Raw genomic sequence first — 12553 nt, 5'->3', positions numbered from 1 at the left:
TCCCTGAGAATGGCAACAATCTAAACAATCCTGCATGGAATTGAATATTCTCAGGCTTGACCCGGCTGTTTTCTAAATTATAGTGGTATTACCCTATGGATTATCACGAAGGTTATACTTCGGTTCGAGGGTTGTTATCTTGTCCGAAGGTATTGGAGGCCGAAAGGATCGAAGTCGGTCTGTGCGATGCTGTGCACTTCCGGCTCGTCGAGACGCGGCTCGTCTTCGAATTGATTGAGAAACATCTGCGCAAGAGAAACAGCGGCCACTTCAAGGGCTTTGCTTCTGTCAGGGAAAAGGTTGAAAGGGAAAAGCGGGGAGCATCGCTGAGGGAGAAGGTCGAAGCCTGCTGTATCGAGCACCATGAATGGTTTCTTGAAAAGCAGGTGCTGTACAGTTCGGAGCTGGAGGTCTGGATGGACCTTTCATACGCAAACCCTTGGATACTCGAATTATATCATGAAGCACTTTACCAGGGTAAAGCGCTTTATATCAGCCGGGTTGGCCCGTTTACGCCCCTCTTCATAAAGCTCCTGCTGCGAAAAAACGGGTATGAGCGCATTGCCGAGGAACCTGATCCGAGCAAAACGGTCCAGGTTATCCTCGGGCAAAACGGAGAGTTGAAACCGGGACAAGTCCTTTTTAATCCGGTTGGCGGTCGAGAGCCTTGCCATGCCTTGGCCGATGATCCCTCCCTCTCCTCGCAACTGGCTAACGGCAACATGTGCAAGAGTGAGGAAGAGCTACTGCTCCGAAAGCCGGAAGGCAAGGGGCGCTATCTCCATGAGCTGGGCTACCGGTTGATTGGGCCCACACTCTGGCTTATGATGCAACGCTTGGGCGAAGAGGAAAGACCCGTTGGTTTCACTGGACCCGGCTCGGAATATCTGACTTCCCTGGCGCGCTCCATCCAACAACGCTGGTCCTTGGTGCCTGAGGTTGTCATTGAAGAAAAGGCAGCTGTCGTTGCATCCCTCTTCCCGGGAGCAAAGTCTGCCTTCAGTCTTCTGCCGATGGACAAGTGTGAGCTTTGCCCGCCGATTATCCCGCTGGAACTTTGCCAACCACAGTCGCTTTTCCTTGAGCCTTTGGAGCACTTCTTTTTGGCCATGCTCGGGGGTGACCAGGCGGCCGAGGTTCAGGCGGCGGCAACCGCTTTTGTGGAAGAGTTTGCCTTAATCACTCGTGGTTTGAGAGTTCAGCTTCCTCTCGAACCGATTATTCGTGAATGGCAGCACTTCATACTCTCGCCCAGCCATGAATGTCTACACGCAATCCTGACTTCCAGGATTGTCCCGGGCTTTAACTCGCCACACAATCCTTGGCAGGCCAGTCGTCAGGTTATGCGGGGGCCCTGGCCGACTGGAAGCTACCTATTGACAAATTCCCTCGAGCGCTGGTGGTTGCAAATGACGCATTCCGACCGGAAAAGATCCATCGGCGAGTGGGTTGAACGGTTGGAGAACCCTGTCCGGGAACCACTTGAATCCAGCCACTAAACGGCAAAACTTTCGCCACAGGAACAGCTTGCCTTGGCGTTCGGGTTATTAAACTTGAACCCGCCCGCGACCAGCTTGTCCGAGTAATCGAGGGTCATTCCCTTGAGATAGAGAGCGCTCTTTGTGTCGATCAGGATCGAGGTCCCCTGCCCTTTGATCATCAGGTCACCCTTCTTCGGTGCCTCAACAAACTTCAACTTGTAAGCCAGCCCGCTGCAACCCCCGCCAGTTACGCGTACTCGCAAGAATGAGCCCGATTGTTCGCGCTCACACAATGAGTCGAGCTTTTTAGCGGCGGCATCGGTCACCTTCACCAGACGATCGTCCACAACGCGGACGCCTTCGGGAATACTGGAGGAAGCCTCATTCATAAGCATAAACCTTAGTGGAGATCCCCGCTTGTTTCAACTCATGAACGCACTTGTGCATATCTGGCGGCCAACTCGACCGCATGGGCAAAGCTTCCGGTACGGGCAATCCCTTTGCCTGCAATCGCAAAGGCCGTTCCGTGGTCTGGGCTTGTCCGGACAAATTTCAACCCGAGGGTCACATTGACCGCAGTGTGAAATTCAAGGGTCTTCACTGGAATGAGGCCCTGGTCGTGATACAGCGCCACTGCGACATCAAACTCTTGCTCCCGCATTCGATGGAAAACGGTGTCTGCCGGCAGGCAGGCAGTCACACCGGGATAAAGACGGCGCATGATTTCCAGTCGCGGGTTAAGCAGGTCCCGCTCCTCGAGCCCGAGCATTCCACCCTCTCCGGCGTGTGGATTAAGACCGCAAACGGCAATCCTCGGTTCCTTGATGCCCTCACGCTGGGCCCATTCCACGGCGTGGATAACCGCTCGATCGAGCAGGTCAGGTTCCTTTTTCAGGCGGCCGGGGATGGAGGCAAGCGACTCGTGCCATGTGGCGAGGACCACCTTGAGTTCTTTCCCGGCAAAAGCCATGGAAGGCACCCCGCCCCACGCATCCGCGAAGAACTCGGTCTGCCCGGGGAATGGATACCCGATTGCCTGAAGCTGTTCCTTGCCAACGGGGCCTGTTACAACAGCGGAAAAGCGGCCTTCAAGGCAACCGGTCGCCGCGAGTTGAAGGGCATCCCAGGCAACCTTGGCGCCTTCTCTTGTGGGCGTGCCCGGTGCAAATAGTCCCTTCTTTCCGGGCGTCTGCAGCCCCGGGATGCCGAGAGATTCCAACCAGGCTTCCGGGCCAACTGGACAGACCAGAGGCGCCCAATCGGGGTTTTCCGACAACCACTTGGCAATAATCTCGGGGCCGATACCCGAGGGATCACCGCAGGTCAGGGCGATGGGTGGACGTGCCGACATTAATCAGATCCCCTGCGGGGACGCATGACCCCTTTTATCGATTCAGCGGCAAGAAACTCCAGGAAGTGCAAGGCTTCCGGGCTTTGCGCCAACTTGTCATCGATGGCGCCCTGCGCCAAAACCCTTGGTCGGCCAGCAACCCCGAAGACCAACTGGTAAAGCTTCTTGAGTTCCTTTATTGTTTCCCTCTCAACTCCACGGCGCTGAAGCCCGATCAGGTTCAGTCCGATGAGCTCGTTGCGTTCCGCCATCATGCAAAACGGTGGCATGTCTTGGCTCACGCGGGCCACTCCGCCAATCATGGAGAATTTACCGATCCGGATATTCTGGTGGACACCCGCATTCCCTCCAAAAAAAGCATAGTCTCCCACTGTGCCTTTGCCCGCGATCAGGACACCATTACCAAAAATCACATTCGCGCCGAGCCGGCAGTCGTGCGCAACATGGCTGTTGGCCATTAAAAGGCATCGGTCCCCAATTTCGGTGAATGTTCCCTCTGCGGTTGCACGGTTCACCGTGACACCCTCGCGGAAGGTCACTCCATCACCAACACGCACCCCGGTCGGCGTCTTGGGATTAAAGGATAAGTCCTGGGGAAGACCGCCGATAACAGCATGCGCATCAACTTGACAGCCTTTGCCTAAAATAGTCCCGGACCGGATAATCGCGTGTTCACGGATGACCGTCCCCTCGCCGATTTCCACGCCGTCCTCGATGACCGCATAAGGGCCCACGACGATGTTCTCGTCGAGCCGGGTGGCTTCATGAATTACTGCCGTCGGGTGTTGCTTCATTCCTTGGTCTTTTGTCCTTAGTCCTTAAAAAGCCCCATCTGGGAATCCTTCAGCAGGTCATAATTTTTCAATACCCGAAGAATCTGGAGAAACTCACTCTTCTGGTAGCTCCGGTTGACCTCGATTTTCTCGATGATGTCGAGAAGCATCGTGCGGAAACTGATGATCCCGTCGACCCCCTGCTCACGGAGTAGCTGGATGCTCTCGCTACGGTAGGGTTCACTTGTCGGTAATCCAGGCAGGACCAGGATTCGCTTCAAATCAGTGGCCTTCTCAAATGTCGTATCCGTCTCCTTGAAACTTCCCTCAATTGCCTTGCTCACATTTTTGCCGAGGAACTTCAATATCTCGGAACTGCTCTTGAGGAGATTGGGCGTAAAGCGATGGGTTGTGTGCCACGCCTTCACCACCACAACCGCGCGGTGCAGGTAGGGAAGCTCGGAGGCAAAGAGGAGAAAGTTCGGATCGCGATCCCCGGGAGCAAAGGTGGGATTGTAGACGAGCAGGTCAATTTCCTCCTCGGCCACCTTGCGCCGGGCCTGCACCTGGTACTTGCGCACCTGCCGCACCAGGAAGCCGTGGAGCTCGAAATACTCCCGTACAATGTTCTCGTCGAAACCTGACATTACAGGGCACTAAAAGAGATCTGTTCGTAATAGGCAACCGCATAGCGGTCCCTATACTTCAGTTGAACTGTGGTGACTCAGCGGCCTGGAATTTCTTTTTCGAGCACCCAGCGGCCGGTGGAAAAATTGAAGTAGAACGGAAGAAATTCCTTTTTCGTCCAAAACCAACCCTGGTCAGGGGTATACATATTGAGGGACGTATCATCCCTTGGATGGATGGTGGTCCATCCAGTGCGATGATTCCAGATCCACGCCTTGTAAGGACGCTCCTGGGTCTCCCGGGGAATATGTATCAATCCGTTCAACGGATCGAAGCGGAACCACTCACCGTTAATCCCAGCGTTGGGATCCCAGAATCCCGAGTAGATTGGAGGAGCCGGCGTAGAGGCACTTCCGAATAGATCCACCCGCCCGTTGATAGCCATGGCGTCCTTTGCTAGAAGGATATTTCCACCCCCCGAGCGGAGAACTTCCTGATCAAATTCACCTCCGAGAAGTGTCTTCAAGTCGAGGGCGACGACGACTCCATCGCCCTTGTCAAAAATGGGCGCGTTGAGGATATCATCCAGATAAGCTCCAAACTTCAGAACGGTGCGGATCCCGCCGATTCCGTCGACCATCCAATCGATTGTCGTGACCGTGATTCCATCAATGTCATTTGTTGCGGTACCGGGGAACTGGCCACCGATAGTCTCAGTAGTCATGGTGCCATAGGAATAGGTTTCCGTGATCCTGACCAATGCCCGATATCCGGGCGTCACTTTTACCGGATTGGAGCCAGGGTAAAGTCCATCAATATCGTCAAATCCCGCAATGACCGATCGGACCTCACGCGTCGTGAGGCTGGTCTGGGTCTGCCGGTCTTCACCCGAGTAGCCTTCGCCGAGAATGATTTTCATTGCGGTGGCGCTGATCGTGGCAACTTGCTCAGTCTGGTACTCGTGATTGGTCACTTCACCGATCTTCTTGCTTTGCCTTTCTTGAAGGACCTTGTTGCTCGTCGTACCAGAAAGGGTTCTTCCCCAGATCACCCGCTCGATCGTGGACATCACGCCATCCGCAATATGTCCCGAAGTTGTTTTGTAGGTGACCGATTTATTTCCGTGGAAATACAGACCCTCGTCGGTCAGCTCATTATCAATCCAGGTATCGGTCCGCGGTAAACCCGGGAAAAAGGCATTTTGAGTAATGCTCTTCTGTTTGAGAAAGGTGTTTCCGGAAAATTCGCGAATAATCTGCATGGCATTGTTCGCCCCGCGCAAATTCTCCAGTTGGGAATAGGTATCGCCAACGTACTCGGCAGTGAAAAAATACGATTCCTCCCACTCGGGTGTTGTAATGGATGGGAAATAATCAGACGCAAGACCGCTGGCTGCCGTTAACAGAATCAACGAGCAGCAAAGGGTGGCGCGTGAATTAACCATTTAAAAAGCGGGTATCCCTACCGTCCCTTGCTTTCCTTGATGATCTGCTGGACGACGGTAAACCGGGCCTGTGTCTCGAGCTGTTCGAGAATTTCCGGATCTTCCCCGCTGGCTTTGGCTTCCTCGAGGGCTTCCTTGGCGCGGGCCTGTGCTTCGGCCAATGCGCTGGGATCAATCTCGTCGATCTCAATAGCCGCCTCCGTGAGAACGGAGACCACATCCCCGATCACTTCGATAAAGCCCCGATCAATGGCAATCGATTCCATCTTGCCGCCCTGGAAATATTTCAACTCCCCGGGATTGATCATCGTCATGAGCGGGATGTGCCCTGGCAGGACATCAATTTCCCCTCCGGCTTCCGTCGGCAGGACAACGTGCTCGACCTCTTCGGAGAGGACCTTGCGCTCAGGGGTGACAATTTCGAGGGTGAGTGGCATGGCGATTACTCGGCCTTTTCGTGTGCGGCGATGACTTCGTCAATCCCGCCCTTGTAGGCAAAATCATTTTCGTCGATGTGATCCAGTTCGCCATCAAGGATCATCTTGAAGCCCTTGATGGTTTCTTCAACCGGAACAATCTTACCGGCAAATCCGGTGAAGACTTCCGCCACGTTGAACGGCTGGGAAAGGAACTTCTGGATTTTACGGGCACGGTAAACGGCTTGTTTATCTTCCGGTGACAATTCATCGATACCAAGAATGGCGATGATGTCCTGCAGATCCTTGTAACGCTGGAGAACAGCCTGGACCCCGCGGGCCACCTTGAAGTGCTCTTCACCAACAACTGCCGGGTCGAGCGCGGTCGAGGTGGAACTGAGCGGGTCAACCGCCGGGTAGATCCCGAGCTCAGCGATACGACGCTCAAGAACGATCGTCGAGTCAAGGTGAGCAAAGGTGCTGGCCGGCGCAGGGTCGGTCAAATCGTCCGCAGGAACATAAACCGCCTGGAAAGAGGTGATCGAACCATTCTTGGTCGAGGTAATCCGCTCCTGCAGGTTACCCATTTCCTGAGCTAGCGTCGGCTGGTAGCCCACCGCTGAAGGAGAACGGCCCAAGAGCGCAGACACTTCGGAGCCCGCCTGTGAAAAACGGAAAATATTGTCCACGAAGAGGAGCACATCGAGACCCTTTTCATCGCGGAAGTATTCCGCCATGGAAAGACCTGAAAGGCCCACCCGCATACGGGCACCAGGCGGCTCATTCATCTGGCCGTAACAGAGGGCAACCTTGGAATTCTCAATATTCTCAAGATCGATAACGCCGGCATCGGCCATTTCATGATAAAGGTCATTTCCTTCACGGGAGCGTTCCCCCACCCCACAGAAAACCGAGTAACCGCCGTAGGACTTGGCGATGTTGTTGATCAGCTCCATGATGACAACCGTCTTGCCAACACCAGCTCCACCGAATGCACCAACCTTGCCTCCCTTGGTGAAGGGACAGATCAGGTCGATCACCTTGATGCCGGTCACGAGAATCTCCGCCTCCGTGGATTGGTCAACCAGTGCGGGGGGGTTGCGGTGGATCGGATAGCGCTTGTCAAAATTCACGTCGCCCCGTTCGTCAACGGCATCACCGGTTACATTGAAAATCCGGCCGAGGACACCTTCGCCAACGGGGACCGTGATGGCATCGCCAGTATCGAGCACATCCATTCCGCGAACAACGCCTTCGGTGGAAGACATGGCCACGCCGCGAACCATTCCGCCGCCAAGGTGCTGTTGAACCTCAAGAGTCAGCGTTGTCGGCTTTCCCTGGTATTCATAATTGATATGCAGCGCCTGGAAGATGGCGGGAACGTTCTCTGTATCGAACTTCACGTCGACGACAGCGCCGAGAACCTGGACGATTTTTCCTGTATTTTGGCTCATGATATTGAAATGTTTATCCGTTGGATTAGCAAAGAGCGGTTAGTGTTGGGCGGCGGCGGTAATTTCCAGGATTTCCTGGGTAATGCCGGCCTGCCGGGCCTTGTTGTATTGAAGCGTAAGGCTGTCGGTGAGTTTATTGGCGTTGTCGGTCGCAGCCTTCATGGCGACCATCCGGGCGCTGTGCTCCGAAGCCCGGGCATCGACGAGCATCTGATAGATCTCCCGTTTCACAAAGCGCTCAAGCAGTTCGGTAAGAATGATTTCCGGATTCGGCTCGAATACCAGTTCGCGGGAATCTTCCAGCAATTTTTCGTGATTTGCCTCCGCCTGGTCCTCGACATATTCATCGAGGCTGGCCAAGGGCAGGAACGGGATGCGGGTCGGCTCCTGCACAAGCGTGTTTTTGAAACGCGGGTAAAGGACCTCGATCGTGTCGATAGCACCTTCCTTGAACTGCTCGACAAGAAATTCCACGACCGGGCGTAACTCCTTGAAGTGCGCTTCCTCGGAAATAGGGAAATCGGCGAGCAGGTCGCGTCCAGTACGGGAAATGAACTGGCGGGCTTTGCGCCCGATGGTGATAAAGCCAGCAGAATCGCGCTCTATATTCGTGATCTCGCGGAACAAGTTTGCGTTCAACGAGCCACAGAGGCCTCGATCCGTGGAAATGACGAGAATTCCGCGTTTCTTGATCTCACGTTCCTCAAGGAACGGATGGTTGAAGTCCTCGATCTTGCCGTTCAGGGAGGCCAGCATCCGGCTTAATTGCTTTGCGTAGGGACGCCCCTGCAATGCCCGGTCCTGAGCCTTCTTCATCTTGGAAGCCGCTACCAGTTGCATCGCCCGGGTGATCTTCTGGGTATTCTTAACCCCTCGGATCCGGTTTCGTATGTCGCGGGTATTTGGCATGGCTCTCAGTCAGGACGGATTTGAAAAACAATTAGGCGGTGATCAGTTCTGCTTGAAAGTCGACTTCCAGGCGGCAACAGCTTCCTTGAGGCCAGCCTCAACTTCGTCGTCGATTTTCTTCTTGGAAAGAATCTTGTCCAGAAGGTCGCGCTTACCTGTCTCGAGGTATTCCTGAAGTGAACCAGCGGCCGAAACGATATCGTCGACGTCGATGTCATCAAAGAAATCATTCTGCAGGCTCCAGAGGAGAGAGACTTGAATTTCCACGGACTTCGGCGAGTAGGCTGGCTGCTTGAAGAGTTCCACAGTGCGGGCACCGCGATCAAGCTGACGGCGGGTACGGGCATCCAGGTCCGAACCAAACTGTGCGAAGGCAGCCAGTTCACGGTAGGCGGCCAGCTCAAGTTTCACCTTACCAGCCACCTGCTTGGCAGCCTTGATCTGGGCGGCGGAACCCACGCGGCTCACTGAAAGGCCCACACTGACGGCGGGGCGGATTCCCTGGTTGAACAAGTCCGTTTCAAGGAAGATCTGCCCGTCTGTGATGGAAATCACATTTGTCGGGATGTAGGCGGACACGTCGCCGGCCTGCGTTTCAATGATCGGCAGGGCGGTCAATGATCCGTTTCCATTACCCTCGTTCAGTCGGGCAGAACGCTCGAGCAAACGGCTGTGCAGATAGAAAACGTCTCCCGGATAGGCTTCGCGGCCGGCCGGCCGCTTCAGGACGAGGGAAATCTGCCGGTAGGCGGCGGCCTGCTTGGAAAGGTCATCATAGACAATCAGCGCATCCATGCCGTTCTGCATGAACCATTCGCCCATCGCGCAACCGGCAAACGGGGCAAGGAACAAATTGGCGGCATTTTCCGCGGCAGGGGCGGTGACAATGATTGTGTACTCCAGCGCGCCAGCCTTTTCGAGGGCCTTGATTGTCCGTGCGATGGTCGAATTCTTCTGACCGACCGCCACGTAAATTGAGTAAACCGGGCGGAAGGATTCATCACCCGAGGCAATGCCCTGCCGGTTGATATTCGCCTGATTGATAATGGTATCGATGGCAATCGTGGTCTTGCCGGTCTGGCGGTCGCCGATAATCAGCTCACGCTGCCCGCGGCCGATCGGGATCATCGAGTCGATGGCCATGATACCGGTCTGGAGGGGCTGGTCGACCGACTTGCGGGGGATAATTCCCGGAGCAATCTTCTCGATCGGATAAGTTTCCTTTGCGTCGATGGGGCCCTTGCCGTCGATCGGCTCGCCGATCGCATTCACCACACGACCCAGCATTTCCTTGCCAACAGGAACAGACAAAAGGCGGCCGGTGGTGCGAACTTCGTCACCCTCCTTGAGCAGGTTGGCATCTCCAAGACAGACAATCCCAACTTCGTCCTCTTCCAGATTCAGGGCAATACCGGTGATGTCATGGGGAAACTCCACCATTTCATTGTACATCACCTCGGAAAGGCCTTCCACTTTGGCAACCCCGTCTGCGACGGCGGTGATAACACCGGTGTTTGTCTTGCCGACCTCGGGCGCCAGCGCGGAGATCTCTTTTTCGATTTGTTCGAGAATGGTGTTCATTTTCTTAAATGGATTCTTTGAAAAATATTAGCGGATGCGGGATGCAAGGGTTTGCAGATTATGGGACAGGGACGCATCGTAGACCGAGTCACCAAGGCGGACCCGCATGCCCGCGATCAGGCTCGGGTTTGTCTTCCGGATTACCTCAAGGGGGCGGGCCCTTCCTTCGTTGAAATGCGCAACTAGCTGATCAAGTACATCCTGCGAAAGTACAGCGGCCGACTCAACGGTCAACGTAACCTTGTGGATCTCGCGGGTTGCCGCCTTGAGGAAGGATTTGAGGAAGGCCTTGCGGTCAGCCGCGGAACGACCGACCAGGATTGCTTCAATCGCGGGCTTGATTTCGGGAATCCCCGCTTCACCGGCCTCAACAACCAGTTGGGCAAGCTTCTTTGAAAGTTTGATGTCCCTCGGGTTCAGCATTTCTAGTTGAGCTGGGAGATTTCCTCGGCCGCGGATTTGTCGAGTCGGTTCTTTTCGTCGTCACTGAGCTCGCGCTGGAGAACCTTCCCTGATGTCAGAACAACCAGGCGGGCGATTTCCTGACGAACCTCGGTTAGCATCTTCTGCCGCTCGAGCTCGTTGGCCTCATCCCCGCGACGACGCATGTCTTCAATCTGGGAGGAAGTCTCGGCTTTCATCTTGTCCTCAAATTCACGGGCATTTTCACGGGCTTCGTGGAGAATCTCCTGTGCCTTGACGTTCGCCTCCCGCAACACCTCGGCCTGCCGCTTTTCGGTCTCGGCCAGCTGGGTCTTGGATTCCTCGGCAAACTGCAGCCCCTCGGCAATCTTGTGCTGACGCTCATCGAGGGTCGCCATGACTGGCTTGAAGGCAAAACGCCACAGCAGGAAAGCCACGACAATGAAATTGACGGCCTGGGCAAGGATCAGCTTCCAGTCGATGCCGAATTTGCCGACAAGGCTTGTTTCCGCGACTGCCTCCGCGGCTTGACCCGTGGCGGCGGCGATGATCGTGATGGACTCCAACATGGTGAACGTGGGTTAAGGTCGGTTAAATTCCGGAAAAAGGGAGGCGCACCCGGGTTTGGCCAGGTGCGCCTGCAAAATTAGCGTCCCAGGAAGAGGGCGTAGAAAGCAACAGCTTCCGCCAAAGCCATACCAATGATGGATTGGACGAGAACCTTACCGGATGCTCCGGGGTTGCGGCCAACGGCTTCAACAGCCTTCATGCCGACAAGGCCTACACCGATGGCGGCAGCGGCACAGCCGATAGCGCCCTGGAGACCGTAGTGGATATTTCCTTCAATTGCTGCGATGATTTCGTTCATAATCTTACTTGTTTAGGTTTTTTGTTCTTAATCAGTTTCTCGCTGCCCGGCACTCGGTGAGGATTGGTTACCTCTGGCACCGGTCCCAACGGGAAAGGTTAGTGGGCGTGTTCCTCGTCATCTCCATGGTTGCAGATCAAGCCGATGTAGACGGCCGTCAACAGGGTGAAAACCAGCGCCTGGACGGCGCCAATGAGGATTTCCAAAAAATAGAAAGGCACTGGGACAATCCAGGAGGCCAGGCTCGTCATATTGGCGAGCAAGTTTTCTCCCCCGAAAACATTACCAAACAGTCGGAAGGAGAGAGAAACGGGACGAAAGAGAATGGAGACGACCTCGATCATTCCGACCATGAAGAAGATCGGGAAAAGGAGAACATAGATGACTTTCGGCACTTCCTTCGGATCAGCCTTGTTGCCGAATAGATCATAAATCAGCACTTTCAGCCCCGCGTAACGGAAAACGAAGTATGTCCATGCAAAGACTGCCGAGACGAGGGCCAAGGCGATTGTCATATTTAAATCAGCGTTTCCGGGCCGCATCCAATACTTCAAATGCTCATGTTCATCGTAGAATCCGAAGGCGCCCACGCCCGGCAACATTCCACTCCAATTCTGAATGAGAATAAAGGTAAAGAGGGCGATCAGCAGCGGGAAGGTCTTCTTAATCATGGACTTGCCAACAATTGGTTCCATGATGTCTCGTATCCCGCCAAGCATGTTTTCGACAACAGCCTGACCGGCACTTGGGATCAAGGTGGGCTTTTTCACCATCAGGCGCACCCCGACGATGATAATCAGGGAAATGGCCCAGCTCATGACCATGGAGTTCGTGATCGGCAGCCCGAAAAGGCTCTCCTCGACCAGCTTGTAGGGACTGGCTGAGACCGCCAAAGCGTCCGTCGCGGCGAAAATTCCGGCGACGGGTAACCCTTTATGAATTAACTTCTTGAAGCTCGCGAACATGATCGAAATGAGGCTGCTGAAAAGAGGCATGGATGGATTTCTTTTATGAGTGCGTCAACCCTTGAGTGCTTTTTTTACTCACTGTGAACTGGGCAAAACCTGTGAATGAAAACCCTTCTCGGCTGTGAAGAAGATGTGGATAAGGTTATCCGCCGTGTTCCCGAGTATCCAGGCACATCCGGATCAACATTTTTTTGCTTTGTTTCTAATTAATATTCAGTGGCTTACGGAGATGTTAAGATATTCACACCCTATATTAAG

Annotated in this window: 14 protein-coding genes; 1 reads left to right on the top strand and 13 read right to left on the bottom strand. The window is 54.5% G+C overall.

Annotation, left to right across the window (positions count from 1 at the left end):
• The first annotated feature begins 95 nt into the window (after positions 1 to 95).
• Positions 96 to 1499, top strand: a complete 1404-nt coding sequence (locus G0Q06_RS06980) for a hypothetical protein (protein ID WP_163963864.1) — start codon at positions 96 to 98, stop codon at positions 1497 to 1499.
• Here the strand turns inward: G0Q06_RS06980 and G0Q06_RS06975 are convergent.
• From G0Q06_RS06975 to G0Q06_RS06915, 13 genes are all read right to left on the bottom strand, one after another.
• Positions 1496 to 1870: a HesB/IscA family protein gene (locus tag G0Q06_RS06975; RefSeq protein ID WP_238710386.1), complete on the bottom strand. Its 375-nt coding sequence runs from the start codon at positions 1868 to 1870 to the stop codon at positions 1496 to 1498. The two genes, G0Q06_RS06980 and G0Q06_RS06975, sit on opposite strands and share 4 nt — an antisense overlap.
• 38 nt (positions 1871 to 1908) lie before the next feature.
• Positions 1909 to 2832, bottom strand: a complete 924-nt coding sequence (locus G0Q06_RS06970) for a PdxA family dehydrogenase (RefSeq protein WP_163963861.1) — start codon at positions 2830 to 2832, stop codon at positions 1909 to 1911.
• Positions 2832 to 3626: an acyl-ACP--UDP-N-acetylglucosamine O-acyltransferase gene (lpxA, locus tag G0Q06_RS06965; RefSeq protein WP_163963860.1), complete on the bottom strand. Its 795-nt coding sequence runs from the start codon at positions 3624 to 3626 to the stop codon at positions 2832 to 2834. The genes G0Q06_RS06970 and lpxA overlap by 1 nt, the downstream gene beginning before the upstream one ends.
• A 17-nt stretch (positions 3627 to 3643) precedes the next feature.
• Complete coding sequence (locus tag G0Q06_RS06960) at positions 3644 to 4252, bottom strand: hypothetical protein (RefSeq protein ID WP_163963858.1); 609 nt, start codon at positions 4250 to 4252, stop codon at positions 3644 to 3646.
• Positions 4253 to 4329: 77 nt separating this feature from the next.
• Positions 4330 to 5676: a hypothetical protein gene (locus G0Q06_RS06955; protein WP_163963856.1), complete on the bottom strand. Its 1347-nt coding sequence runs from the start codon at positions 5674 to 5676 to the stop codon at positions 4330 to 4332.
• Positions 5677 to 5693: 17 nt separating this feature from the next.
• A complete protein-coding gene (gene atpC, locus G0Q06_RS06950; protein WP_163963854.1) occupies positions 5694 to 6113 on the bottom strand; it encodes an ATP synthase F1 subunit epsilon in 420 nt (139 codons plus the stop codon).
• 5 nt (positions 6114 to 6118) lie between these two features.
• On the bottom strand, positions 6119 to 7546 hold the full coding sequence (gene atpD / locus G0Q06_RS06945; protein ID WP_163963853.1) for a F0F1 ATP synthase subunit beta: 1428 nt from the start codon (positions 7544 to 7546) through the stop codon (positions 6119 to 6121).
• Between the two features lie 39 nt (positions 7547 to 7585).
• Entirely contained in the window at positions 7586 to 8455 is an 870-nt protein-coding gene (atpG, locus tag G0Q06_RS06940) for an ATP synthase F1 subunit gamma (protein WP_163963851.1), read from the bottom strand.
• A 42-nt stretch (positions 8456 to 8497) separates the two neighbouring features.
• A complete protein-coding gene (gene atpA / locus G0Q06_RS06935; protein ID WP_163963849.1) occupies positions 8498 to 10036 on the bottom strand; it encodes a F0F1 ATP synthase subunit alpha in 1539 nt (512 codons plus the stop codon).
• A 27-nt stretch (positions 10037 to 10063) separates the two neighbouring features.
• Positions 10064 to 10459, bottom strand: coding sequence for a F0F1 ATP synthase subunit delta (locus G0Q06_RS06930; protein ID WP_163963847.1), 396 nt, complete (start codon positions 10457 to 10459; stop codon positions 10064 to 10066).
• 2 nt (positions 10460 to 10461) lie between these two features.
• Positions 10462 to 11028: a F0F1 ATP synthase subunit B gene (gene atpF / locus G0Q06_RS06925; protein WP_163963845.1), complete on the bottom strand. Its 567-nt coding sequence runs from the start codon at positions 11026 to 11028 to the stop codon at positions 10462 to 10464.
• A 77-nt stretch (positions 11029 to 11105) separates the two neighbouring features.
• Positions 11106 to 11327 (bottom strand): ATP synthase F0 subunit C, encoded by a 222-nt coding sequence (locus G0Q06_RS06920; RefSeq protein ID WP_163963843.1) that lies wholly within the window; start codon positions 11325 to 11327, stop codon positions 11106 to 11108.
• A gap of 98 nt (positions 11328 to 11425) precedes the next feature.
• Positions 11426 to 12322: a F0F1 ATP synthase subunit A gene (locus tag G0Q06_RS06915; protein WP_238710385.1), complete on the bottom strand. Its 897-nt coding sequence runs from the start codon at positions 12320 to 12322 to the stop codon at positions 11426 to 11428.
• Positions 12323 to 12553: the final 231 nt, after the last annotated feature.

The sequence above is a fragment of the Oceanipulchritudo coccoides genome (assembly GCF_010500615.1).
Lineage (GTDB): Bacteria > Verrucomicrobiota > Verrucomicrobiia > Opitutales > Oceanipulchritudinaceae > Oceanipulchritudo > Oceanipulchritudo coccoides.
This window is presented reverse-complemented; position numbering and strand designations above follow the sequence as displayed.

What these genes read in the sequence shown, in the direction of transcription:
- G0Q06_RS06955 (WP_163963856.1), bottom strand. Translation starts at nt 5,676, where the DNA reads ATGGTTAATTCACGCGCCACCCTTTGCTGCTCGTTGATTCTGTTAACG.
- atpA (WP_163963849.1), bottom strand. Translation starts at nt 10,036, where the DNA reads ATGAACACCATTCTCGAACAAATCGAAAAAGAGATCTCCGCGCTGGCG.
- G0Q06_RS06975 (WP_238710386.1), bottom strand. Translation starts at nt 1,870, where the DNA reads ATGAATGAGGCTTCCTCCAGTATTCCCGAAGGCGTCCGCGTTGTGGAC.
- G0Q06_RS06930 (WP_163963847.1), bottom strand. Translation starts at nt 10,459, where the DNA reads ATGCTGAACCCGAGGGACATCAAACTTTCAAAGAAGCTTGCCCAACTG.
- atpF (WP_163963845.1), bottom strand. Translation starts at nt 11,028, where the DNA reads ATGTTGGAGTCCATCACGATCATCGCCGCCGCCACGGGTCAAGCCGCG.
- G0Q06_RS06920 (WP_163963843.1), bottom strand. Translation starts at nt 11,327, where the DNA reads ATGAACGAAATCATCGCAGCAATTGAAGGAAATATCCACTACGGTCTC.
- G0Q06_RS06970 (WP_163963861.1), bottom strand. Translation starts at nt 2,832, where the DNA reads ATGTCGGCACGTCCACCCATCGCCCTGACCTGCGGTGATCCCTCGGGT.
- atpD (WP_163963853.1), bottom strand. Translation starts at nt 7,546, where the DNA reads ATGAGCCAAAATACAGGAAAAATCGTCCAGGTTCTCGGCGCTGTCGTC.
- G0Q06_RS06980 (WP_163963864.1), top strand. Translation starts at nt 96, where the DNA reads ATGGATTATCACGAAGGTTATACTTCGGTTCGAGGGTTGTTATCTTGT.
- atpG (WP_163963851.1), bottom strand. Translation starts at nt 8,455, where the DNA reads ATGCCAAATACCCGCGACATACGAAACCGGATCCGAGGGGTTAAGAAT.
- G0Q06_RS06960 (WP_163963858.1), bottom strand. Translation starts at nt 4,252, where the DNA reads ATGTCAGGTTTCGACGAGAACATTGTACGGGAGTATTTCGAGCTCCAC.
- G0Q06_RS06915 (WP_238710385.1), bottom strand. Translation starts at nt 12,322, where the DNA reads ATGCCTCTTTTCAGCAGCCTCATTTCGATCATGTTCGCGAGCTTCAAG.
- lpxA (WP_163963860.1), bottom strand. Translation starts at nt 3,626, where the DNA reads ATGAAGCAACACCCGACGGCAGTAATTCATGAAGCCACCCGGCTCGAC.
- atpC (WP_163963854.1), bottom strand. Translation starts at nt 6,113, where the DNA reads ATGCCACTCACCCTCGAAATTGTCACCCCTGAGCGCAAGGTCCTCTCC.